This is a genomic window from Halomonas maura (genome assembly GCF_030409305.1).
GTDB classification, from domain to species: domain Bacteria; phylum Pseudomonadota; class Gammaproteobacteria; order Pseudomonadales; family Halomonadaceae; genus Halomonas; species Halomonas maura.
Genome location: NZ_JAUFPQ010000023.1, coordinates 159,559 through 180,697, shown reverse-complemented (window position 1 = coordinate 180,697; position 21,139 = coordinate 159,559). Strand labels below are relative to the sequence as shown.

The 21,139-nt window shown below is 73.0% G+C and carries 16 protein-coding genes and 1 tRNA gene; 11 read left to right on the top strand and 6 right to left on the bottom strand.

Translation table 11 applies throughout. From position 1 onward, the window contains the following. Complete coding sequence (locus QWY76_RS15615; RefSeq protein WP_290312223.1) at positions 1–444, bottom strand: GNAT family N-acetyltransferase; 444 nt, start codon at positions 442–444, stop codon at positions 1–3. A gap of 88 nt (positions 445–532) precedes the next feature. Here QWY76_RS15615 and pdxR point away from each other — a divergent pair, with 88 nt between their 5' ends. After that, a complete protein-coding gene (gene pdxR / locus QWY76_RS15610) occupies positions 533–2,026 on the top strand; it encodes a MocR-like pyridoxine biosynthesis transcription factor PdxR (protein ID WP_290312222.1) in 1,494 nt (497 codons plus the stop codon). Positions 2,027–2,210: 184 nt separating this feature from the next. Beyond that, a complete protein-coding gene (locus QWY76_RS15605) occupies positions 2,211–6,497 on the top strand; it encodes an nSTAND1 domain-containing NTPase (RefSeq protein WP_290312221.1) in 4,287 nt (1,428 codons plus the stop codon). A 26-nt stretch (positions 6,498–6,523) separates the two neighbouring features. Here QWY76_RS15605 and QWY76_RS15600 read toward each other — a convergent pair whose 3' ends face one another. Beyond that, positions 6,524–7,522 carry a hypothetical protein gene (locus QWY76_RS15600; protein ID WP_290312220.1) on the bottom strand — a complete coding sequence of 333 codons (999 nt, stop codon included), beginning with the start codon at positions 7,520–7,522 and terminating at the stop codon, positions 6,524–6,526. 2 nt (positions 7,523–7,524) lie between these two features. Beyond that, a complete protein-coding gene (locus tag QWY76_RS15595; RefSeq protein ID WP_290312219.1) occupies positions 7,525–7,995 on the bottom strand; it encodes an RT0821/Lpp0805 family surface protein in 471 nt (156 codons plus the stop codon). A 201-nt stretch (positions 7,996–8,196) separates the two neighbouring features. Between QWY76_RS15595 and QWY76_RS15590 the strand changes: the two genes are divergently transcribed. From QWY76_RS15590 to QWY76_RS15575, 3 genes are all read left to right on the top strand, one after another. Beyond that, positions 8,197–8,718 carry a DUF4231 domain-containing protein gene (locus QWY76_RS15590; protein ID WP_290312218.1) on the top strand — a complete coding sequence of 174 codons (522 nt, stop codon included), beginning with the start codon at positions 8,197–8,199 and terminating at the stop codon, positions 8,716–8,718. A gap of 305 nt (positions 8,719–9,023) precedes the next feature. After that, the gene (locus tag QWY76_RS15580; protein ID WP_353960413.1) at positions 9,024–9,506 is read left to right on the top strand and encodes a diguanylate cyclase; all 483 of its coding nucleotides are present in this window, start codon (positions 9,024–9,026) and stop codon (positions 9,504–9,506) included. A gap of 90 nt (positions 9,507–9,596) precedes the next feature. Further along, positions 9,597–10,355, top strand: coding sequence for a TIGR01458 family HAD-type hydrolase (locus tag QWY76_RS15575; RefSeq protein WP_290312215.1), 759 nt, complete (start codon positions 9,597–9,599; stop codon positions 10,353–10,355). A 92-nt stretch (positions 10,356–10,447) separates the two neighbouring features. Here QWY76_RS15575 and QWY76_RS15570 read toward each other — a convergent pair whose 3' ends face one another. Further along, the gene (locus QWY76_RS15570; RefSeq protein ID WP_290312214.1) at positions 10,448–11,728 is read right to left on the bottom strand and encodes an MgtC/SapB family protein; all 1,281 of its coding nucleotides are present in this window, start codon (positions 11,726–11,728) and stop codon (positions 10,448–10,450) included. A 431-nt stretch (positions 11,729–12,159) separates the two neighbouring features. Here QWY76_RS15570 and QWY76_RS15565 point away from each other — a divergent pair, with 431 nt between their 5' ends. From QWY76_RS15565 to QWY76_RS15550, 4 genes are all read left to right on the top strand, one after another. Continuing rightward, complete coding sequence (locus tag QWY76_RS15565; protein ID WP_290312213.1) at positions 12,160–12,948, top strand: protein-L-isoaspartate(D-aspartate) O-methyltransferase; 789 nt, start codon at positions 12,160–12,162, stop codon at positions 12,946–12,948. Between the two features lie 6 nt (positions 12,949–12,954). Further along, entirely contained in the window at positions 12,955–15,297 is a 2,343-nt protein-coding gene (locus QWY76_RS15560) for a hypothetical protein (RefSeq protein ID WP_290312211.1), read from the top strand. Between the two features lie 99 nt (positions 15,298–15,396). Then, a complete protein-coding gene (fusA, locus tag QWY76_RS15555; RefSeq protein WP_290312210.1) occupies positions 15,397–17,442 on the top strand; it encodes an elongation factor G in 2,046 nt (681 codons plus the stop codon). A gap of 116 nt (positions 17,443–17,558) precedes the next feature. Next, complete coding sequence (locus tag QWY76_RS15550) at positions 17,559–18,014, top strand: aminoacyl-tRNA deacylase (protein ID WP_290312209.1); 456 nt, start codon at positions 17,559–17,561, stop codon at positions 18,012–18,014. 42 nt (positions 18,015–18,056) lie between these two features. Here QWY76_RS15550 and QWY76_RS15545 read toward each other — a convergent pair whose 3' ends face one another. Then, positions 18,057–20,030 (bottom strand): acyl CoA:acetate/3-ketoacid CoA transferase, encoded by a 1,974-nt coding sequence (locus QWY76_RS15545; protein WP_290312208.1) that lies wholly within the window; start codon positions 20,028–20,030, stop codon positions 18,057–18,059. Between the two features lie 141 nt (positions 20,031–20,171). Between QWY76_RS15545 and QWY76_RS20175 the strand changes: the two genes are divergently transcribed. Together QWY76_RS20175 and QWY76_RS15540 are read left to right on the top strand one after the other, a co-directional pair. Continuing rightward, positions 20,172–20,510: a S24 family peptidase gene (locus QWY76_RS20175; RefSeq protein WP_435388992.1), complete on the top strand. Its 339-nt coding sequence runs from the start codon at positions 20,172–20,174 to the stop codon at positions 20,508–20,510. Next, a complete protein-coding gene (locus tag QWY76_RS15540) occupies positions 20,435–20,650 on the top strand; it encodes a Y-family DNA polymerase (protein WP_290312207.1) in 216 nt (71 codons plus the stop codon). Before QWY76_RS20175 ends, QWY76_RS15540 begins: the two co-directional genes overlap by 76 nt. Positions 20,651–21,061: 411 nt before the next feature. Here QWY76_RS15540 and QWY76_RS15535 read toward each other — a convergent pair. Continuing rightward, positions 21,062–21,137: transfer RNA gene (locus tag QWY76_RS15535), tRNA-Thr, on the bottom strand. Positions 21,138–21,139: the final 2 nt, after the last annotated feature.

Genomic DNA, 21,139 nt, shown 5'->3' with positions numbered 1-21,139 from the left:
TCAGTCGAGGCTCAGGGCGTAGTGATGGAAGGCCCGGTCGCGCCGCCAGCCCTGCGATTCATAGAGGGATTGGGCGGCTCGGTTGTCGATGCCGGTGGACAGCTTCAGGTGCCGGACGCCTTCGGCCTGGGCCAGGTCGGCCGCGGCCTGCAACAGGCCACGCCCGATGCCCCGGCGACGGGCATGGGGCGCCACGAACAGGTCGTTGAGTTGCCATAGCGGCGCCAGGCGCACGGTGCTGAACAGCGGGTAGAGCTGGACGAAGCCCTGCAGGGCTCCCGCGTCGTCGTGCACCAGCAGGTGGGCGTCGCCCAGCCCCAGGCGCCGGGCAATGAAGTGGCGGGCGGCGTCCGGGTCGCTGGCCCGGCCGTAGAAGACCCGATAGGCGTCGAGCAGCTCGCCCAGGGCCTCGACATCGGCGAGCCGGGCATGGCGGATGGGCATGGTGATCTCCTCCGTGTGGGCAGCGGTGACAGCATCAGAGTCTGTCGGCATAGTGGTTCCCTGATAAGGACCAGTTATGGGGAAAATCATGGGACCGGTTGTCGCCGTGCACGCCGATTGGGTCGGCGAGGCCCTGGGCATCGAACTGACGCAAGCCTCGTCGCTGCCGCTGGCCCGCCGCCTGTATCGGGCGCTGCGGGCCTGGATCCAGTCGGGGCGCCTGGCCAGCGGCTGCCGGCTGCCGTCGTCGCGCCGCCTGGCCCGGGAGCTGGGGGTGGGGCGCAACAGCGTGCTGGACGCCATCGACCAGCTGGTCGCCGAGGGGTTCCTGGAGACCCGCCCCGGCGCCGGCACCTTCGTCGCCGACCTGCCGTTCGGCCGCCCCGGAACGCCGTCGGAGAGGCCGGACGATGCTCCGCCGACGGCGGTGCTGTCGCCGCGCGGCGAGCGGCTGCTGAGGTTCTGTGCCCCGTCGGACGGGCATCACGGCGCCTTCCCGCCGGGGGTGCCGGCCCTCGACCGCTTTCCCCGCGAGCTCTGGCAGCGACTGCTCAAGCGTCACCAGCGGCGCGCCCCCGAGGCGTGGCTGGACTACCGCGCCCAGGGCGGCGTGACGGCGCTGCGCGAGGTGCTGTGTGACTACCTGCGGCTGTCGCGCTCGGTGCGCTGTCGCCCGGAGCAGGTGCTGGTGGTGCAGGGGGCCCAGCAGGGCTTCGAGCTGATCGCGCGGATGCTGGGCGACCCGGGCGACGCGGTGTGGATGGAGGAGCCTGGCTACGGCGGCGCCCAGGCCTGCTTCGATGCCTCCGGCCTCGAGTTGGTGCCGGTCCCGGTGGATGGCGAGGGCATGGATCCCGGAGGCGTGCCCTCGGGGCAGGCCGACCCGCGCCTGATCTACGTGACGCCCTCCCATCAGTATCCCAGCGGCGTGACCATGAGTCTCCCGCGGCGTCTGGCGTTGCTCGAGGCGGCCGAGACGCACGGCGCCTGGATCGTGGAGGACGACTACGACAGCGAATTCCGCTATGGCCAGCGCCCCATCGCCGCCCTCCAGGGGCTCACCGAGTCGGCCCGGGTGATCTATGTCGGCACCCTCAGCAAGGTGCTCTATCCGGGGCTGCGGCTCGGCTACCTGGTGTTGCCCGAGGCCCTGGTGGAGCCCTTCCGGCGCGCCAATGCCCGCCTGCATCGCGAGGGGCAGTACACGGTGCAGGCGGCGCTGGGCGAGTTCATCGCCGCCGGGCACTTCTCCCGGCACGTGCGCCAGATGCGCGACTGCTATCGGCAACGCCAGGCGCTGCTGCGCCGGGCGCTGGCGCCGGCCGTGGCGCGGGGGCTCGTGCTGTCGGAAGGGCAGGCCGGCATGCACCTGGTGGCCTGGCTCGACGATGCCGGCCTCGAGGCGACCCTGGTCGAGCGCGGCGCGGCCAATGGCATCACCCTGTCGCCGCTCTCGGGCTACTACCTGGAGGCGCCGGGGCGTCCGGGGCTGGTGCTGGGCTATGCCGGCTCCCGCGATGACGAGATCCTCCGCGCCGGTCGCTGGCTGGCGCAGGCCTGGCTGTCACTGGTCGAGGGCTGAGGGGCGGCCGCCCGAGGCATCGTGGCGCCCCTCCAGTGCCCTGCATCAGGGCAGGCGCCGCCCACGACGCCAAGCCCGCCCCAGGCCTCGCCGAGGCGCGGCCCTCGGACGCGGCGGCGTCCCTCGCCTAGGCTGGGAGTAACGCCAACGGCGTTTCCCTTCGTGGGTGAGACGGGCCGCCAGGATGAGCACGCTCTTCATCAGTCACAGCAGCCGTGATGCCGAGGTCGCCGCCGAGCTGGCCGACTGGCTGCAGCGGCACGGCCATCACTCGCTGTTCCTCGACTTCGACGTCGAGCATGGCATCCCGGCCGGACGCGACTGGGAGAAGGAACTCTATCGCCGCCTGCGCGCCTGCCAGGCGCTGATCGTGCTGTGCAGCGACACCTCCATGGCGTCCTGCTGGTGCCTCGCCGAGATCAGCCATGCCCGGGCGCTGGGCAAGCCCATCCTGCCGATCCGCATCGCGCCCTGTACCCTGCGCCCGCAGCTTCGCGAGCTGCAGGTGATCGACCTGGTCAAGGAGCCCGAGGCAGGGTACGAGCGGCTGCGCCGGGCACTCGCCGGGGTCTTCGACTGGGACCCCCGGCGGCCGCCCTATCCCGGCCTGATGGCCTTCGAGGAGCAGGACGCGGCGATCTTCTTCGGTCGCGACGCCGACATCCAGCGTGCCCTGGATCGCCTCAACCGGCTGCGGCGCTTCGGCGGGCCGCGCCTGCTGCTGTTCCTGGGCGCCTCGGGGAGCGGCAAGTCGTCGCTGATGCGGGCCGGGATCCTGCCGCGGCTGCGCGCTACGTCGGACGCCTGGACGCTGATCGGGCCGATGCGTCCCGGCGAGCGGCCGCGGGAGGCGCTGGTGGCCGGGCTGCTGGCCGGCCTCGAGGCCCAGGGCGTGGCGACCGGAGAGCTGGCGGCGATGGCCGGACGGGAGGAGGCGCCGCCGGCGCTGCTGCCGGCGGCGCTGGAGGCCCTGCAGGCGTGCCCCGGCCGGGAGCGCTCGGCGCTGGTGCTGGTCATCGACCAGCTCGAGGAGGCGCTGAAGGACAGCGGACAGGCATCGGCCTTTCGTCATCTGCTGCGTCCCGTCCTGCAGGCCAGCGACGGTGACGTGCTGGTGATCGCCACGCTCCGCTCGGACTTCCTGGGGGCCCTTCAGGCCCAGTCGAGCTGGCGTGATGTCCCCCTGGCCCCCGTGACCGTGGCGCCGCTCTCGGTGGAAGGCTTCTCGGCGGTCATCGAGGGGCCGGCACAGCTGGCCGGCCTGGACCTCGAGGCCGGCCTGGCGCAGAAGATGGTCGCCGATACCGCCACCGAGGACGCCCTGCCGCTGCTCGCCTTCACGCTGCGCGAGCTGTGGGAGCGGGGCCGCGCCGACGGCCGGCTCACCCTGGCCGAGTACCGCGAGCTCGGGGGCCTGCACGGCGCGGTGGCGCAGGCCGCCGAGGCGGTACTCGCCGCCGCCCGGCCCACCCCGGCGCAGCGGCACGCCCTGCGCCGGGCGCTGTTCGCCCTGGTGCGCCTCGACGACGAGGGACGCTACACCCGCCGGGTGGTGCGGTGGCAGGCGCTGCCCGCCGAGAGCCAGCCGCTGCTGGAGCGCTTCGTCCAGGCACGCCTGCTGATCGCCGGCGACCACGAGGGCGAGCGGACCCTGGAGGTGGCGCACGAATCGCTGTTCCGGGTCTGGCGTCGGCTGAACCACTGGCTGCGGGCCAGCCGCGAGGCGCTGAGGGTCCACGAGGGCCTGCGTCGTGCCGCCGCCGACTGGGAGGCGGGCGGGAAGAGCGACGAGCTGCTGGTCCACCGTGGGGGACGCCTGGAGGAGGCCGAGGCGCTGGCGCAGGAGGCGACCCTGCCACTCGACGCGCAGGAGCGCCGCTACCTGGAGGCCTGTCGTGCCCTGCGCGACGCCGAGCGCGAGGAGCGCCGGCGCCGTGAGCGGATCAAGCGACGCTGGGTCCGGGCCACCTGGCTGACGCTGCTGGGGGGCGTCATCGGGCTCAGCGGGTTCGCCTGGTCGCTGCACCAGCAGGCGCAGGCGACCCGCCAGGGGCTGGCCGACCTGCACTGGGCCAACGCGGTGAGTGCCCGTGATCGGGACGACGATCCCCTCCGCGCCGGCCTGCACTTCATGCGGGTCGCGGCCCTGGCGCTGGAGCCGGCACGGGCGGCCAGCGCCTACTGGGCCGGCGAGCGCCTGGGCGGTGGCCCGACCCTCGAGGCCGTCGTCGAGGCCGGCCCGGCCCTGGCGATGGCGAGCTTCGCGTCCTCGGGCGAGACGCTGCGGCTGTGGAGCCGCGAGGGCGGCAGCCTGGCCTGGTCAGAGGGAGGGGAGGGCGCAACGCCGGCATTGCCCCCGGGACCGGGCCTGCTGCAGACCGTCGACCCGACGGGGCGCGCCTGGCGACAACGCGTCGCGGTGCAGCTGCCGGATGGCCGTGTCCGGGTGCACGACCGCCTCGACGGTGAGCTGCTGATCGAGACGCCGCCGGCCCTGGAGCGGCTGTGGATCGGTGGCGCCGAGGAGGCCACGGCGGTGACCCGCCATGCCGGCGGCGAGGCCTGGGTCTGGGACCTGCGCCAGGGGGAGCGCCGCGGCTCCCTGGCCGGGGCACCGCCGGCCGGCGTGGCCTTCGCCCCCCTGGGCACGCGGCTGCTCACCTGGACAGGCGAGGGGGCGGCCTTCCTCCATGAGGCGGGGATCCCGACGCCGGTGGCCGGCACCGGGCCCGGGCAGGCCCATCGCGTGGTCGGCGGCGCCCTGGGGCGGCGGGCCGGGGAACTGGCCCTGTGGGATGCCGCCGGGACCCTGTGGCTGCCGGGCCAGGACGGTCATGAGCTGCCTCCCTCCGGGCAGGGCCGCTGCAGTCCCCGGGCCCTCGGCGCCCGCTTCCTGGACGCCCCGGCCCGCCTGCTGGTGTGGAACCATGGCGCCTGCGGCACCGCCCGCCTGTGGGCCCTCGAGACCCTCGCCCCGCTGGGGCCGGGCATGCGCCACCCCGAGGAGATCGCCCCGCCACGGGTCCGGGGCGAGCGGCTGTTCACCTGGACGCCCGGGGCCGGCCCGGCCAGGCTCTGGGATGCCGCGACCGGCGAGCTACTGGCGGCGCTTCCCGGGCCGGTGAGCGGTGCCCGTTTCGCCGCGCCGCCAGGGCCGCTGATCACCTGGCACGGCCGCCAGGCACGCCTCTGGTCGCGTCGCGACGGCACGCCGCTGGGCCTGCCGCTGCGCCATGCGGCCCCGGTGGTCGGTGTCGATAGCCGGGAGGCGGGACGGCGGCTGCTCAGCTGGTCGGCGGACGGCGGCCTACGCCTGTGGCGGGGAGCGGCCGTGGCGGGCGTCGAGGGTGCGCCGTGGCGCTTCCCGGCGGCGCTCCTCGATGCCGTGCCGCTGCCCGGGGAGGCGCGGGTACTCGCCGTCACCCTCGAGGGGCGCCTGTGGTCCTGGGCGCCGACCGGCGAGCGCCCGGTCCAGTGGCTGGACCGCGACGCCGTGTATGCGGCCTTCTCCCCCGACGGTGGCCGACTGCTCACCGCCACGGCCGACGGCGAGGTGCGTGTCTGGAATCGCGAGGACGGCGGCTTCCTGGAACTGGCCGCTCCCGGGGGCACCACCGGCGACACGCCGCTGGCGGGGGTGGCATGGGGTGTCGCCGGCGACCGCCTGCTGTTCTGGGGCGAGCAGGGTTGTACCGCCTGGCTGTGGCGGCTGGGCACCGCCCGGGTGCTGCCGGTCGCGCATGCCGAGGCGGCGGAAGGCGACTGTCGATTGCGCGGGGCGCGCTTCGCCGAGGATGGCGGCGGGCGGGCGCTGACCTGGGGCGAGGATCGTCGGTTGCGCCTGTGGGACACCGAGGCGGCGACGCCCGCGCTGCTGGCGACGCCGCTCGAGGGGACGCTGGTGCGTGATGCCCGCCTCGCCGCCGAGGGCGAGCCACTGCTGGTCGCCAGCGCGGAGGGCCGGATCCGCCTTCTCGGGGAAGCCTCCCAGGCGCTGGCCCATGCCGACGTGCGCGGGGCGCGGTGGCATGCCGGCACCCGGCGGGTGCTCAGCTGGAGCGCCGAGGGCGTGCGCCTCTGGGACGCGGACCGTCAGGCGTTGCTGGCGTCGCTGTCCCATCACGGGGCCGTCGCCGGGGCGGCCTTCATGCCCGACGGCGAGCGCCTGATCAGCTGGCAGACCGACGGGGGCGTGCGGCTCTGGGATGCCCTCGGCGGTCAGCCGCTGACGCCACTGCTGGGCGGCGGGGGGCGCGAGTCGCCGACGGTGGATATCGACGCCTCGACTCCGGCGGTCCGCGTGCTGGTGGCCACGGGAGATCGGGGGCGGCTGTGGCGCCTGCCCCCCTTCGTCGCCCCGCCATCGCGGCCGGTGCGCCGCCTGGAGACCCTCACCGGCAGCCGGCTCACGCCCCAGGGCGAGGTCGTGGCCCTGCCGGCCGCGGCATGGCGGCCGTTGACGGCCGACTAGGTGGCCAGGCGGTGTCCGCGACGTGCCTAGGGCATGACATTGACCCGCGACCCCGACCAGGCGGTGACCCAGCCGCCGGTGGGCGCCCAGGCGCGGACCTTGAGGCGATGGGGGCCGGAGGAGACCCGCCGGAAGCTGTCGCGACCGTCCCACTGCCGGGGGGCGATGCTGCGGCCGGCGGCGAGCCCGCCGTCGATGGGCGCCTCGTCGACGAAGAACTGGCGCTCGCCGTCGGTGGCGTCCTCCACGCGAATGAACTCGGCCACGGCGCGGGGAAAGCGGGAATGGGAGAAGAAGCGGTAGGAGGCGCGCTCCCGGGCCTGGGCGCGGATGCGCCGAGGCAGGAAGGAGACCTCCTCGATGGCCACCGAGCCGATCGCCCGGGGGCCGCAGCCCAGGGCCAGCAGCCGGAAGTCGGGCGCCGGACGCTGGCCGCTCATGTCGGTGGCGGTCACGCCGATCGCGGCGGGGCGCTCGCTGTCACCGAAGGCCGGCGGCAGCCGGAACTGCAGTCGGTGCTGGCCGACGTCGCCGGGGCCGAAAGGCAGGCGGAGGGTGTAGATCTCCGGGACATCCCGGGCGCTGAGCCGCAGGGTGACCATCACCGGGGTGTGGTGGGAAAAACTCAGCACGAAGGGCCAGTCGCCACGCACCGCGGCGATGGCGGCGAAGGCACTGGTGTTGTAGGTGGGCGCGAAGACCGGCCCCTGGCGCTGCAGGCGCGACATCATGGCATCGTCGCTCGACGGCGAATGCGACTGGCTGCGCTGGTACAGCCAGCGGCCCACCAGGCCCAGCGCCACGGCGCCGGCCACGATGGCCGGCACCTTCCAGTCATCGTCGCCCCCGTCATCGGGATAGTGCGGTCGCCCGCCATCGCTGCTGTCGCTGCCGGCATCGTAGGCGTCGCCGGTGGGAGGAAGATACTGGACATCGTCATGCCGGATCGCCAGGGCCGGCGAGAGCAGCATCAGCGCGGCCAGGACGCCGGCGAGCCAGCGCCATCGCCGTCGAGGGATCCGCACGCCTAGGCCTCCACCGTGTTCCAGGACTCGCCGTCCGGTCGGCGGCAGGCCGTGCCGTTGGTGGCGCGCCGTTCGCCGTCGACGACCACCTCGAGATCGAAGTCGCGGCACTGCCGGTCGGCATCCTGGTAGGTGCGCCGGGGTGTCATGGTGTAGGAATGGCCGGTCTCGGGGTTGCGCCAGCGCTCCGTTTCCCCGTCGTCGGTGCCGTCGAGGGTGGCGTCCATGGCCTCCCGGTCCTCGCGGGTCAGCCGGGCCCCGATCTCCCTGCCGATCCAGGCGCCGAGGCCCGCGCCGATCACCGTGGCGATGGTTCGGCCGGAGCCGCCGCCGACCTGATGCCCGAGCACGCCGCCGATGAGGCCGCCGATCCCGGTGGCCACCCCCTCACGGGTGTCGAGCGACTCGCAGCCGCCGAGCAGCAACAGGCTCAGCAGCGCCACCGAGAGCGCACGTACCAAGCGAATCGTCATGCCGGTTCCCCCTGTCGACGGGGCCGGTCCGCGAGATCGGATAGCGGGGCTCGGAAGCGCGGGTGGACCGGTCGCCCGTCCTGTGCACTGGGGCAGTCATCGAGTCCCTGGTCATCAGTATTGCACCCCTGCGCGCGCCCCTCCATGCCGATGACGGCCGGCTGCTATCTTGAGGATGGGCGACACGCTTGGGAGGCTGCCGTGAACGACGCGGACCGTCACGAGACGCCGGCCGTCGACGGAGACCTTCCGGACGATGGGCTGGCGCACTGCCACGAGTGGCGACGGCTGGAGGACCAGTTGGCCTGGTACGGGCGTCGCAGCCGGGGCTGCCGGCGCTGGCACAAGGGGCTGCGCCTGGTGCAGGTGACCTTCGCCGCCGCCATTCCGGTGATCTCGTTGGCGGATCTGTCCTGGGCCCGCTGGCTGACCGCCGCGCTGGGGGCGCTGATCGCGGTGCTCGAGGCCGTCGAGCAGATCAACCAGTTCGGGCCGCTGTGGATCCAGTACCGCGCCACCGCCGAGAGCCTGAAGCACGAGAAGTTCCTGCTGCTCGCCGGGGCGGGGCCCTACCGGGAGCTGGCGCGTGGCGAGGCCCTGCGGCTGCTGGCGGAACGGGTCGAGGAGCGAGTGTCCCGCGAGCACGCGCGCTGGGTGCATACCACGGCGGAGACCGTGGCGACGCCTGCCACCGGCCAGTCGGGCAGCACGCCACGGCGCTGAGGGGCGGGCACAGGCGGTCTTTCCCGCCATTCGCCCCCTGGGGTCGCCAGGCCAGCGGCTGGTCGGCGCACAGCACGCCGTCCTCGTCCCAGTCGTCCCAGCCGCTGAAGGGAATCGTGGCTTCCGTTCCCAGCCCTCCCAGTCGCCGTGCCCAGGCCTGCTTCTCACGCGCCAGGTGGTCCCGGAACGCGGTCTCGTCCCGATAGCGGAGCCCGCCGCCCCGGACGCCATGGATGACCTGGGGCGCCAGGACATCCATTCCCAGCTAGTAGAGCGAGCAGTGCAACGGCCACATCAGCGTGGCCATGTCGCCGCCCCGGCCATGGCGCGAGGAGGCGGGGGCCGGCGAGCCGGTGGTCACCGCACACAGCGCCCGCTTGCCGCGCAGGCGCCCCGGTCATAGCGCCTGCTCCCGGAATAGAGACCGCCGTAGATGCAGACCCGGTCGAACCAGCCCTTGGGCATCGCCGGCGGGCATTGACCCACCCGGACCTGCGCCGGGCCTGTCGGGGCGCCGGGGGAGGGGCCGGCTACTCAGCGAGCGACCGCGGCGCATGGACGTGCCCTGCCGGCTGGGCGGGAAGGAATTCGCTATCCTGCTATCCGGGACCTCGCGGGAGGGCGGGCTGTGCCTGGCCGAGGCCAGCCGTCGGGAACTGGCAACCCTGTCGTTCGCCACGCCCCGGCACGAGAACGTCCGGGTCGCGATCACCGGCGGGGTGGCGGTGCCGTTCGCCGGCGATGCCTCCGGCGAGGAGGCCATCCAGCGGGCCGATGCGTCCCTGTAGCGCGGCAAGCAGCGCGGCCGCCAGCGGATCGCGGCCGAGGCGACGGCCGCCACGGCCCCGAACGAATGCCCCTGACCGAGGAGGTGAGGCATGCTCAAGGCGGTGTTGCTCGATATCAGCGGCGTGCTCCATGAGGATGGCGCGCCACTGCCCGGCGCCGTGGCGGCGGTGGGCCGCCTGCAGGCGGCGGGTCTGGTGCTGCGGTTCGTCACCAACACCTCGCGCAAGACCGGGGATAGGGTGCATGCCGACCTGCGCGGGATGGGCTTCGAGGTGGACCGCGAGCAGGTCTTCACCGCCCCGGCCGCGGTTCGCCACTACCTGGTACGGCATGGGCTGCGTCCCTACCTGCTGATCCACGAGGGACTCGAGCCGGAGTTCGCGGACCTCGCCGGCGATGACCCGGATGCGGTGGTGCTCGGCGATGCCGAGTCACGCCTGGACTATCGGCATCTCGACGAGGCCTTCCAGTGCCTGCAGCGCGGGGCGCCGTTGCTGACCGTGGGCACCAATCGCTACTTCCGCCAGCAGGGCAGCCTGCACCTGGATGTGGGGCCCTTCGTGCGTGCCCTGGAGTATGCGGCCGACACCCGGGCCACGGTGCTCGGCAAGCCCGCCGCGGGGTTCTTCCGTGCCGTGCTGGACGACGCGGGGGTGACGCCGGAGCAGGCCATGATGGTCGGCGACGATGTCGACTGCGATGTCGCCGCCGCCCGGGAGGTCGGCCTGGGGGCCTGCCTGGTGCGCTCCGGCAAGTACCGGCCCGGCGACGAGGCACGGGCGCCGGGGGCGGAGTGCGAGGACGGCCTGGCGGCGCTGGTGGCGCGCCTGCTGGCACGCGAGGCCTGACAGGGTCGTGCCGTCTTTGCCGCGGCGCTTTCCGCGCCCCTGCCTCGTCCTTTCCCTCGGGCGGCATCGCCGCCTGGCCTCCCGGCGTGGCCTCACAGCCCCCAGGCCAGGACCAGCCCGACCAGCAGCGAGCCGGCCATGGGCACGGCGACCCGTCGCCCCAGTCCTCGGTCGCCGACGGTCGCCGCCATGCCGGCCTTGATGGCGTTGTTGACCGCCGCGGCGATGACGATGCCGAGCACCACCGTGTCCGGCGCGATGGTGCCGTGGGACAGCCGAGCCAGCGACAGGGTGACGGCACCGACATCGGCCATGCCGGAGGTGGCGGCCAAGAGGTAGACGCCGGCATCGCCCAGCCAGTCCTGGAGCCAATGGCCGAGCAGCATGATCACCGCCAGCAGCACACCGAACAGCAGGGCCATGCGCAGTTCCAGGGGGTTCTGGTTCAGTTCCGGCCGGTCGACCTTGGCCGCCCGGCGGTGCGAACGCCAGATGACCAGCGCGGCCACATAGAGCAGCATGGCCATCGCCGTCACCGGCAGCGCCAGCGGCGCGAGCAGCGCCGGGTTGATCACCAGGCAGTAGAGCAGGATGCGCGGGAACATGGTGCCGCAGGCGATCAGGATGCCGGCCGCCAGCAATGGCGAGAACTCCTGGTGTTGCCGCGACAACCGGGCGAAGTGCAGCGTCAGGGCGGTGGAGGAACTCAGGCCGGCGAACAGGCTGGTGAAGAGAACGCCCCTTTCCGGTCCTCCGAGACGGATGGCGAAGTAGCCGACGAAGGAGATGGCCGCGACCATCACGACCATCCACCAGATCTCGTACGGGTTGAGGGCCGCTCCGGGCCCCATGGCGCGGTCGGGCAACAGCGGCAGCATGACCACCGAGATCAGCAGCAGCTTGAGGCCGGCGTCCATCTCATGAGCCTGCAGCTGATTCAGCAGGCCGTGGATCTCGCGCTTGTTGTCGAGGATGACCGCGGTGATCACGGCGCAGGTGGTGGCCAGCGCCAGGTCCACGGCCACCGCGATGGCGCCGAAACAGAAGGTCAGCAGCACCCCCACCAGGCCGGTGATGCTGTAGTCCTGGCTCAGCGGCATGCGGGCCCGGTAGGCCACCAGGGCGGAGCCGGCCACGGCGAGGAAGATCAGCGGAAAGGCCCATTCGGTGACGGTCGTCGAGAGCAGGGCGGCGATGCCGCCGAGCAGACCCACCAGGGCATGGGTGCGCACCCCGGCGATGCGTTCGCCGGCCTCCCGCGTCCGGGCGACCCAGCCGCGCTCGATGCCGATCAGCGCCCCCAGCAACAGGGCCACGGCCAGCCGGATGGCCATCTCGTTGCCGACGATGAACTGCTGGGTGACCTCGTCCATGGCGGGGGGGGCTCCTCTCGGTCAGGCGTGATCGATGTAGAAACATCTGCTTATATTCTGCGCGCTCGACGCCGGACGGGAAAGCCGCCGGGTCATCCGTGCGGCCGCCCGGCTCGGCTCGCGGGGCTTCGCCGATGCCCCGCTGGCGCGCTGGAACAGCCCGATCATGGGCATGCTGGTGGGCGGCGAAGCCATCCGGGGCCGCGCCGACATGAAGCACCACGGCGGTCACGCCGCCTGACGCCCATTCGCCATGGGCGAAGCGAGAGGGCAGGCCACGGCCTCCCCTCCGTCTCGGGGGCATGCCCCTCCAGGCGATATCACCGGCGACCCGCCGGGCGTTCGCCGTCCCGTCTGGACTATGCTGGGAGCACGACTGCGAAGACCGCCATCTCCCGGCATGGCGCTGCGCGGTGGCGAGGGGAACGCTGATGATGCCCAGATCCCTCGGCGGCGCCGTCCGGCTCGTGGCGCTGTCCCTTTGCCTGGCAACCCCGCCGGTCGTCGGCCAGGAGGTCGAGGCCGAGGTCCTGCTCGAGGCCACGCCGGCGGAGGCATCCGTGCGGCGGCCTGTCTTCGCCCCCGATCCCTTCGTCGAGCCGCGCGAGGCGATGGTGCAGGATCACATCGCCGGCCGGCGGCTGGACGATCCCGCGGTGCTCGCCGCCATGCGCCGGGTGCCGCGCCATCGCTTCGCGCCGGAGGTGCCGCCGCGACGGGCCTATCGCGACGAGCCCCAGCCCATCGGCCACGGCCAGACCATCTCCCAGCCCTATATCGTGGCGTTCATGACCGCGCGGTTGGGGCTGGAGCCCGACGATCGCGTGCTGGAGGTGGGCACCGGCTCCGGTTACCAGGCGGCCATCCTCGCCGAGATCGTCCGCGAGGTCGTGACCCTCGAGATCATCCCCGCGCTGGCCACCGAGGCCGCCGAGCGCCTGGCGGCGCTGGGCTACACCAACATCACCGTGCTTCAGGGCGATGGCTACTACGGCGATCCGGCCCGGGCGCCCTTCGATGCCATCATCGTCACCGCCGCCGCGCGGCATGTGCCGCCGCCGCTGGTCGCCCAGTTGCGCCCCGGCGGTCGCCTGGTGATCCCCGTGGGCCAGATGCTCTGGGTCCAGAACCTGCTGCTGCTGGAGAAGGACGCCGACGGCGAGGTCAGTACCCGCAACCTGGCCTCGGTGCGTTTCGTGCCGCTCACCGGCGGTCATTGAGTGGCGATGACGGGGGCGCCGACTCGACTCGACCTGGTGGCCCTGGCGGGGGTGTCGGCCGCCCTGCTGGCGCTGGAGGTGCTGCTGCTGCGGCTCTTCGCCTTCAGTCATTGGCATCACTTCGCCGGCCTGGCGGTCTCGCTGGCCCTGCTGGGCCTGGGGGCGGCCGGCACCACCCTGGCGCTGGCCGGGCGCCATCGCGCCAGCCGCGGGGACGGCTGGTTCCTCGCCGGCCTGCTGGTCACCGGCTTCGGCTACCTGTTGCTGCTCGGCCTGCAGTCCCGGATCGCCCTGCGGCCCCTGGTGGCCGGCTGGCACCCCGCCGAGCTGGCCCGGCTGCTGCTGGTCGACTTCATCGCCTTCCTGCCCTTCTTCGGGGCCGGCCTGGCCATCGGCCAGGTCTTCCTGCGCTGGCCCCGGCACACTCGGCGGCTCTACGCGGCCGACCTGCTCGGCGGCGGCCTGGGCAGCCTGGGGGCCGCGGGCCTGCTGGCGGTGGCGCCGGTGGAGGTGGGGCTGGCGGTGGTCGCCGCCCTGTTGTTCGCCCTGACCGGCCTCTGGGCCGTCCGGCGTCGCCGGCGGGCCGGGGCGCTGGCCGGCCTGCTGGGGCTGGGGGTGTCGCTGGCCGCCGCGCTCCAGCCGCCCGCGCCGGCGATGTCCGACTTCAAGGCCCTGTCGCGGCTGCGCGAGCTGCCCGGCGTCGAGACCCTGGCGGTCGAGCCGGGGCTGGCCGGCCGGCTGACGGTGCTGCGCGCCGAGAGCCTGCGCTTCGCCCCGGGACTCAGCCTGCGCTGGCCTCGGGGCGTGCCGGCACAGGACGTCGCGGTGATCGGCAGCGACCGGGTGGTGCCGCTGCCGCGCGCCTGGCCGGCGCCCGCCGAGCACCTGGCGGCCTCGCTGGCGGGCCTGCCGCTGCGCCTGCGTCCCGAGGGCCCGGTGCTGGTACTGGGCAGCAGCGCCTGGCAGACCCCGCTGGCCGCGCAGGGACGGTCGGTGACCTGGGGGGAGTCGGATGGCCGGCTGCTCGACCTCGCCCGAGCCCGCGGCGCCCCCGCGGCCGGCGTGACGCTGGTGGAGGAGGGTACCTGGCGCTTCCTGGCTACCGCCGAACCACGCGCCTACGCCGTGATCGCCCTCGACCGCGCCTGGGCGGGCGGCGACGCCGCCAGCGAGGACTATGCGCTGACGGTCGAGGGCCTGTCGCTGGCCCTCGCGGCCCTGTCGGACGACGGCCTGCTGGCCCTCCCGCTGCCCCTGGACTACCCGCCGCGGCACTATCCGCGCCTGATGGCCAGCCTGGCGGAGGCGCTGGCCCGGCAGGGAGCCGCCGCCCCGGGCGAGCGGGTGGCCGTGCTGCGCGGCCTGCAGGCGCTGCTGGTGCTTGCCTCGCCGCGCCCGCTGGGGGAGGCCGACCTGGCGGCGGTGAGCGCCTTCGCCGAGCGCTGGCGCTTCGATATCGCCTGGCTGCCCGGGCAGGCTCGGGAGGCGGCCAACCGCTTCCACCGCCTGGACACGCCGCTCTTCCATGACATCGCCCGGGCCGTCTTCGCCGGCCGCCCGCCGCCGGCCGAGGCCCGGCGCTTTCACACCGCGCCGGCCGACCTCGACCGGCCCTATCCCTGGCGGTCGCTGGCCTGGTCCCAGGCGCCGGGCCTGGTCCAGGAACTGGGCGGGCGGGGCTGGAGCTACCTCGACTGGACCCTGATCCTGTCGCTGGTCGCCACCCTGGTGGCGAGCCTGCTGGCCTTCCTGCTGATCCTGGTCCCGCTGGGCCGGCTGCCGCCGATCCGTCCGCCCTTCACCCGGCTGTCGATCGCCGGCTACTTCGCCGCGCTGGGCCTGGGCTACATCCTGGTGGAACTGGTGATCTTCCAGCGCCTGATCCTCTACCTGGGCGAGCCGGTGCTCGCCGCCGCGCTGGTCTTCGCCACCTTCCTGGTCGGCTCGGGCCTGGGCAGTGCCATGGCCCCCGAACGGGCGACCCGGGCCAACCGGCGGGCGGTCTATCTCGCCGTCGCCGGGGGCCTGGCCCTGGCCCTGGTGCCGTTAACCGCCGTCATCGCGCTGAGCGCCCCCGCGCTGCCGCTGCGGCTGCTGGCCCTGATCGCACTGCTGCTGCCGCTGGCCTGGGCCATGGGGCGCCCCTTTCCCTGGGCGCTGCGCCAGCTCGCCGACCAGCGTCGCTGGATCCCCTGGGCCTGGGGCATCAACGGCTTCGCCTCGGTACTCGGGGCCTCGCTGGCCACGCTGGTCTCGGTGCAGTTCGGCCAGTCGACGACCCTGGCCGCCGGCGCCCTGTGCTATGCGGCGGCCTTCGCCATCGCCGGGCGCTGGTTGGCACCGCGCTGAGGGGCGCCGCCTCGCCGACGCCACACGACGTGCTCCGGGCGGTCGACTGCTAACTTGGAGAGGTAACGGTGAGCGATGGGGCCATAGGGGACAGGGATCATGGGCGAGCACTCTGCCGAGGGAATTCGCAACATTGCCTTGACCGGCCCGGCGGGTGGGGGCAAGACGACCCTCGCCGAGGCCCTGCTGGCGGCGGCCGGGGCCATCGATGCCGCCGGCAGCGTGGCCAAGGGCTCGACGGTCAGCGACGCCGGGCCCCAGGAAAAGGCGCTGCAGCATTCCATCGCCGCCTCGGTGATGGGGCTGGCCTGGGGGGACGCCTGGATCAACCTCATCGACACTCCCGGCTTCGTGGACTTCCAGGGTGCCACCCTGTCCATCCTGCCCGCCGTGGAAACGCTGGCGGTGGTGATCGATGCCGAGAGCGGCGTGGATGCCACGGCGCGGCGGATGATGCAGTGGGCCGGAGAGCGCGGCCTGTGTCGGCTGATCATCATCAACCGCATCGATGTCGCCGCGGCCCGGCTCGAGGCGCTGCTCGACGACCTCCGCGACATTTTCGGCAACGAGTGCCTGCCCCTCGACCTGCCGGCGGATGGGGCCCGGCGGGTCGTGGACTGCTTCTTTGCCCCCCAGGGGACGGCGGACTTCTCGTCGGTCGAGGCCGCCCACGAGCAGCTGGTCGACCAGGTGGTGGAGGTCGACGAGGCACTGATGGCGCTCTACCTGGAGCAGGGCGAGGCACTCAGCCCCGAGCAGCTCCATGCCCCCTTCGAGGCGGCACTGCGCGACGCCCACCTGGTGCCGGTGTGTTTCACCTCGGCGGCCACCGGAGCCGGGATCCCCGAGCTGCTGGAGATCTTCGCCCGGCTGATGCCCAACCCCCTGGAGGGCAATCCGCCGCCCTTCCTGCGCCAGGACGAGGCGGGCACCCACCCCTACCAGGCCCGTCCTGACCCCGCCGCCCACGTGCTGGCCCACGTGGTCAAGGTCGAGCACGATCCCTTCCTCGGCAAGCTGGCGGTGTTCCGCATGCACCAGGGCAGCGTCTCCCGGGATACCCGGCTGCTGGCCGGGGAGGCCCGCAAGCCCTTCCGGGTCGGCCCGCTGTTTCGCCTCCAGGGCCGGGAACACCGCGAGGTGGAGCGCCTCGGGCCCGGCGAGATCGGCGCCCTGGCCAAGGTCGAGGAGGCGAGTCTCGACACCGTGCTGCACGACTCCCACGACGAGGACCACATCCGCCTGCGCCCGGTGGCCGTGCCGGCCCCGGTGTTCGGCCTGGCGATCCGCGCGCGACGCCACGGCGACGAGCAGAAGCTCACCGAGGCCCTGAGCCGCCTGGTCGAGGAGGATCCCGGCCTGCGGGTGGAGCAGGACGCCGCCACGCGGGAGACCGTGCTGCGTGGCCAGGGTGAGCTGCACCTGCGCATGGCCCTGGAACGCCTGGGCGAGCGCTACCGGGTCGAGGTGGATACCCGCCCGCCCTCCATCGCCTACCGCGAGACCATCCGTAGCCCGGCCGAAGGACATTGCCGGCACAAGAAGCAGAGCGGCGGTGCCGGCCAGTTCGGCGAGGTGTTCCTGAGCGTCGAGCCGCTGCCCCGAGGGGCCGGGTTTGAGTTCGCGGACTCCATCCGTGGCGGGGCCATCCCCTCGTCGCTGTTGCCGGCGGTGGAGAAGGGCGTGCGCCAGGCCATGGAGGAGGGCGCCCTCGCCGGCTATCCGCTGCAGGACCTCCGGGTCGTGGTGCTGGACGGCAAGACCCATCCGGTGGACTCCAAGGAGATCGCCTTCGTCGTCGCCGGCCGCAAGGCCTTCCTGGACGCGGTGCACAAGGCCGGCCCGCAGGTGCTGGAGCCGCTGGTCGAGCTGGAGGTCGAGGGCCCGGGGACGGCGATGGGCGATCTGACCGCGGATCTCGCCGCGAGCCGTGGCCGGATCCAGGACACCCGGACCCTGGGCGACCAGGTCAGCATCCAGGCGCTGGTCCCGCTGGCGGAAGTCGCCGACTATCCCAAGCGTCTCAATGCCCTGACCGGCGGCAGCGGCCGTTACACGCTGCGCTTCAGCCACTACGAGCCGGCCCCGGAGGCGGTACAGCAGGCCCTGGTCCAGGCCCATCGGGAGGCACGCCAGGAGGCCTGAGGAGCGAGTGGGCCGCGCCCGCGGAGATGACGCGACGCCTCCGCCATCGGCCTGCGGCGACTATCCTTAGGGAAGCGGCAGGCCCCTTCCACGACACACTTCAGAGGGTGGTTCCCATGTCCATGGAGCGAGTGACGCGCTTTCTCGATGACAACGGCGTCAAGTATGTGATCCTGCAGCATTCCCCCGCCTATACCGCCCAGGAGATCGCCGAGGCGGTCCATGTGCCCGGCCGGCACTTCGCCAAGAGCGTGCTGGTCACCATCGATGGCCGCTTCGCCCTGGCGGTCCTGCCGGCCACCGACCGGGTCGACCTGCGGCGGCTGGCCCAGTCCGTCGGCGCCCAGGCCGTCGAGCTGGCGGAGGAGGCCGACTTCCGGCGCTGCTTCCCCGACGGCGAGCCCGGCGCTATGCCGCCGTTCGGCAACCTGTTCGAGCTGGAGGTGTTCGTCTCGCCGCACCTGGCCGAGGCCGACATGATCGCCTTCAACGCCGGCAGCCACCGGGAGGTCATGCAGTTGCCCTTCACGGCCTTCGAGCGGCTCGTGAAGCCGGCCGAGGTGGCGATGTGAGGGAACGCCGCTCCCGCCCCGGCGCGGGAGCGGGGCGCGGCGTCAGTCCCGCAGGTGTCGCCGCGCCTCCTCGGCACTCTCGTAGATATGCGGGGAGACGGCGCGCTCCTCCAGGGCGTGGCCGAGCTTCTTGCGCATGAAACCGCTGGTGGTGTAGCGGGTCACCCGCGAGTAGAAGCGCTCCTCCAGCCCGCGGACCATCTCGGTATAGGGCCCCAGCATGGTGTCGTCGATGCGGCAGCGGTCGTAGTTGACGATGGCGTGCACGCGATGCCCGAGGGGCGCGAGGCGGCGCTCCACCTCGCGCCGGATGGCCTCGATGTCCGCCGGGGTGGCGATGCGCAGGTTCTCGAAGTTGATGAAGAAGAGCCCCTCGTCGGGATCAAGGCTGAAGCGTTGCGACAGCGGCACGCTCAGCAGGTCGTCGGCCAGCCCCATGGGCTCGTCGTGGAAGATGCGCGCATCCATCAGGCGGGGCGGCGCGTCCATGCGGGGCGTGAAGCCCATGTGGGCGAGGATGTCGCGCTCCAGCTCCACCCCCGGGGCGATCTCGCTGAGGGCGAGGCCGTCGGCGGTGAGCTCGAACACGCAGCGCTCGGTGATATAGCGCACCGGCTTGCCGTCCGCGGCGGCCAGGGCCCCGCTGAAGGTGCGATGCTCCACCGCGTCGACGAACTTGGGCTGGCCGCCCTCGGGCAGCCGGAGGGCTCCGTCGATGACCTCCAGCGCCTCCTTGGTGGCCACGAAGGTGCCCATGAACACCACCTTGCGGGCGTTCTGGCTGATGTTGATGAAGCCACCGGCCCCGGCCAGCCGCGGCCCGAACTTCGAGACATTGACGTTGCCGGCCCCGTCGGCCTGGGCCATGCCGAGGAAGGCGATGTCGAGCCCGCCGCCGTCGTAGAAGTCGAACTGGGCGGGCTGGTCGATGATCGCCTGGGTATTGGTGGCCGCCCCGAAGTCCAGCCCGCCGGCCGGCAGGCCGCCGATCACGCCGGGTTCGGCGGTGAGGGTCAGGTAGTCGAGCAGCTGCTCTTCGCTGGCCACCGCGCCGACACCCTCGGGCATGCCGATGCCCAGGTTGACCACGCTGTTGGGCTGCAGCTCGAAGGCCGCCCGGCGGGCGATGATCTTGCGCACCGACAGCGGCAGGGGGGCCGGCGTCCGCATCGGCACCCGGATCTCCCCGGAATAGGCGGGGTTGTAGGGGGTCTGGAAGGTCTGCCAGTGCTGGGCCGGATCCTCGCAGACCACCACGCAGTCGACCAGCACGCCGGGAATCTTCACCTCCTTGGGGGCCAGGGTGCCGCGCTCGGCGAGCCGCTCCACCTGGACGATGACCACGCCGCCGGCGTTGTGGACCGCCGTAGCGATGGCCAGGGCCTCGAGGGTCAGGGCCTCGCGCTCCATGGTGACATTGCCCAGGGTATCGGCGGTGGTGCCGCGCAGCAGCGCTACCTGCAGGGGCTCGGCCCTGTAGAACAGCAGTTCCTCGCCGCCCAGGGTCACCAGTTCCACCCGCGCCTCGGTGGTCGCCTCGTTGAGCCGACCGCCGTCCTGCCGCGGGTCGACGAAGGTACCGAGACCGACCCGGCTGAGGGTGCCGGGCTTGCCGGCGGCGGTGTCGCGGAACAGGTGCGAGATCACGCCCTGGGGCAGGTTCCAGGCCTGGATGCGCCCCTCGATGGCGAGGGCCTGCAGGCGTGGCACCAGTCCCCAGTGGCCGCCGATCACCCGGGCCACCAGCCCCTCGTGGCCCAGGTGGTTGAGCCCCCGCTCGCCGCCGTCGCCCTGGCCGGCGGCATACATCAGGGTGAGGTCCCGGGGCTGCCCGGTCTCCAGGAAGCGCTGCTCCAGGGCCACGGCGAGCTGTTCGGCGAAGCCGATGCCGACGAAGCCACCGGTGGCCACGGCATCGCCGTCGCGGATCAGGTTGACCGCCTCGCGGGCGGAGACGATCTTGCCGAACTCGGTGAAGGGACGGCTGCTGAGCAGCGGGTGGGTCTGGCGTGGCATCGGCGCGTCCTCGGGGGCGGGGTCGCTTGTCACGTTAGCACGGCCCCGGGCATCCCCCCCAGGCGGTGAGGAAGCAGAGGCTTGTCAGGCGGCGAGGCCTGATGAATGCTGTAATTAAATACAGCATCTGTGGGGGATGCCATGTCGCCGCCGCTGTCGCCTCTTTCGGGGCTGGCGCGCCGGGCCGCCCCCCTGCCGGGGGGCGAGGCCCGGCCATTGCTGGGCTGCCGGGTGCGGGTCGGCCTTCCCAGCCCCGCGGACGATCACCTGGACGTGGAGATCGACCTGCACGCCCATGTGGTACGCCGCCCGGCGGCCACCTGCTTCGTGCGTGCCGAGGGCGACTCGATGCTCGGCGAGGCATCCACGACGGCGACCTGCTGGGCGTGGCCACGGGCGCGCCGATGCACCTGCTGCCGCCGGCGGTGCGTCGCCAGGCGACGCTGCTCTCCAGCCACTATGCCCTCTATGGCGACATGAGCCGGCGGGTCAACCCGGTGCTCGGCGAGTTCTCCCCGGACGTGGAGGTGTACCCCATCGACGAGAGCTTCGTCGGCGAGCGGCGCCCCCCGCGCTACACCACCCGCTGGAACGAACTGATGCGGGTCAAGGTGCGCTGAGCCGCGCACGGCGAGCGGCCGCGGCGTCGAGCAGGCCATGCCAGTGTCCCGGGACCGACTGGCCAGGCCTGGCGGGAGGGGGTGGGCCTTGGTCTATAGATCAAGGTGTGGTCTTTCCATCATCATCGACGCACGGTTTCCATCGCCATGACCAGGAGTACCGCCGCTGAATGCCCTGCCAGCCGGCCCCGGATCGAGCGCGTCGGCCAGAAGGCCTATCGCACCCGGAGCCGATGACCGGGAGCGCCTACCGGGGTTACCAGGCGCGAATGCCCTGTTCCTGCCTCCGAGCCGGTCGAGCGCGACAGGCGCGGGCGAACCGGGGCATGGGCGGCATGCGGGACGCGCCATGAGGGCGAAGGAAAAAACCGCCACCCGGAGTGAGCCGGATGGCGGTTTGCTGAGATGGTCTGGTGCCGGTGAGAGGAATCGAACCCCCGACCTACGCATTACGAGTGCGTTGCTCTACCGACTGAGCTACACCGGCGT

Excerpts from the sequence above, each read along its gene's own strand:
- QWY76_RS15615 (WP_290312223.1), bottom strand. The coding sequence starts at position 444 with ATGCCCATCCGCCATGCCCGGCTCGCCGATGTCGAGGCCCTGGGCGAG.
- pdxR (WP_290312222.1), top strand. The coding sequence starts at position 533 with ATGGGACCGGTTGTCGCCGTGCACGCCGATTGGGTCGGCGAGGCCCTG.
- QWY76_RS15605 (WP_290312221.1), top strand. The coding sequence starts at position 2,211 with ATGAGCACGCTCTTCATCAGTCACAGCAGCCGTGATGCCGAGGTCGCC.
- QWY76_RS15595 (WP_290312219.1), bottom strand. The coding sequence starts at position 7,995 with ATGACGATTCGCTTGGTACGTGCGCTCTCGGTGGCGCTGCTGAGCCTG.
- QWY76_RS15580 (WP_353960413.1), top strand. The coding sequence starts at position 9,024 with ATGTCGCCGCCCCGGCCATGGCGCGAGGAGGCGGGGGCCGGCGAGCCG.
- QWY76_RS15575 (WP_290312215.1), top strand. The coding sequence starts at position 9,597 with ATGCTCAAGGCGGTGTTGCTCGATATCAGCGGCGTGCTCCATGAGGAT.
- QWY76_RS15570 (WP_290312214.1), bottom strand. The coding sequence starts at position 11,728 with ATGGACGAGGTCACCCAGCAGTTCATCGTCGGCAACGAGATGGCCATC.
- QWY76_RS15565 (WP_290312213.1), top strand. The coding sequence starts at position 12,160 with ATGATGCCCAGATCCCTCGGCGGCGCCGTCCGGCTCGTGGCGCTGTCC.
- QWY76_RS15560 (WP_290312211.1), top strand. The coding sequence starts at position 12,955 with ATGACGGGGGCGCCGACTCGACTCGACCTGGTGGCCCTGGCGGGGGTG.
- fusA (WP_290312210.1), top strand. The coding sequence starts at position 15,397 with ATGGGCGAGCACTCTGCCGAGGGAATTCGCAACATTGCCTTGACCGGC.
- QWY76_RS15550 (WP_290312209.1), top strand. The coding sequence starts at position 17,559 with ATGTCCATGGAGCGAGTGACGCGCTTTCTCGATGACAACGGCGTCAAG.
- QWY76_RS15545 (WP_290312208.1), bottom strand. The coding sequence starts at position 20,030 with ATGCCACGCCAGACCCACCCGCTGCTCAGCAGCCGTCCCTTCACCGAG.
- QWY76_RS20175 (WP_435388992.1), top strand. The coding sequence starts at position 20,172 with ATGTCGCCGCCGCTGTCGCCTCTTTCGGGGCTGGCGCGCCGGGCCGCC.
- QWY76_RS15540 (WP_290312207.1), top strand. The coding sequence starts at position 20,435 with ATGCACCTGCTGCCGCCGGCGGTGCGTCGCCAGGCGACGCTGCTCTCC.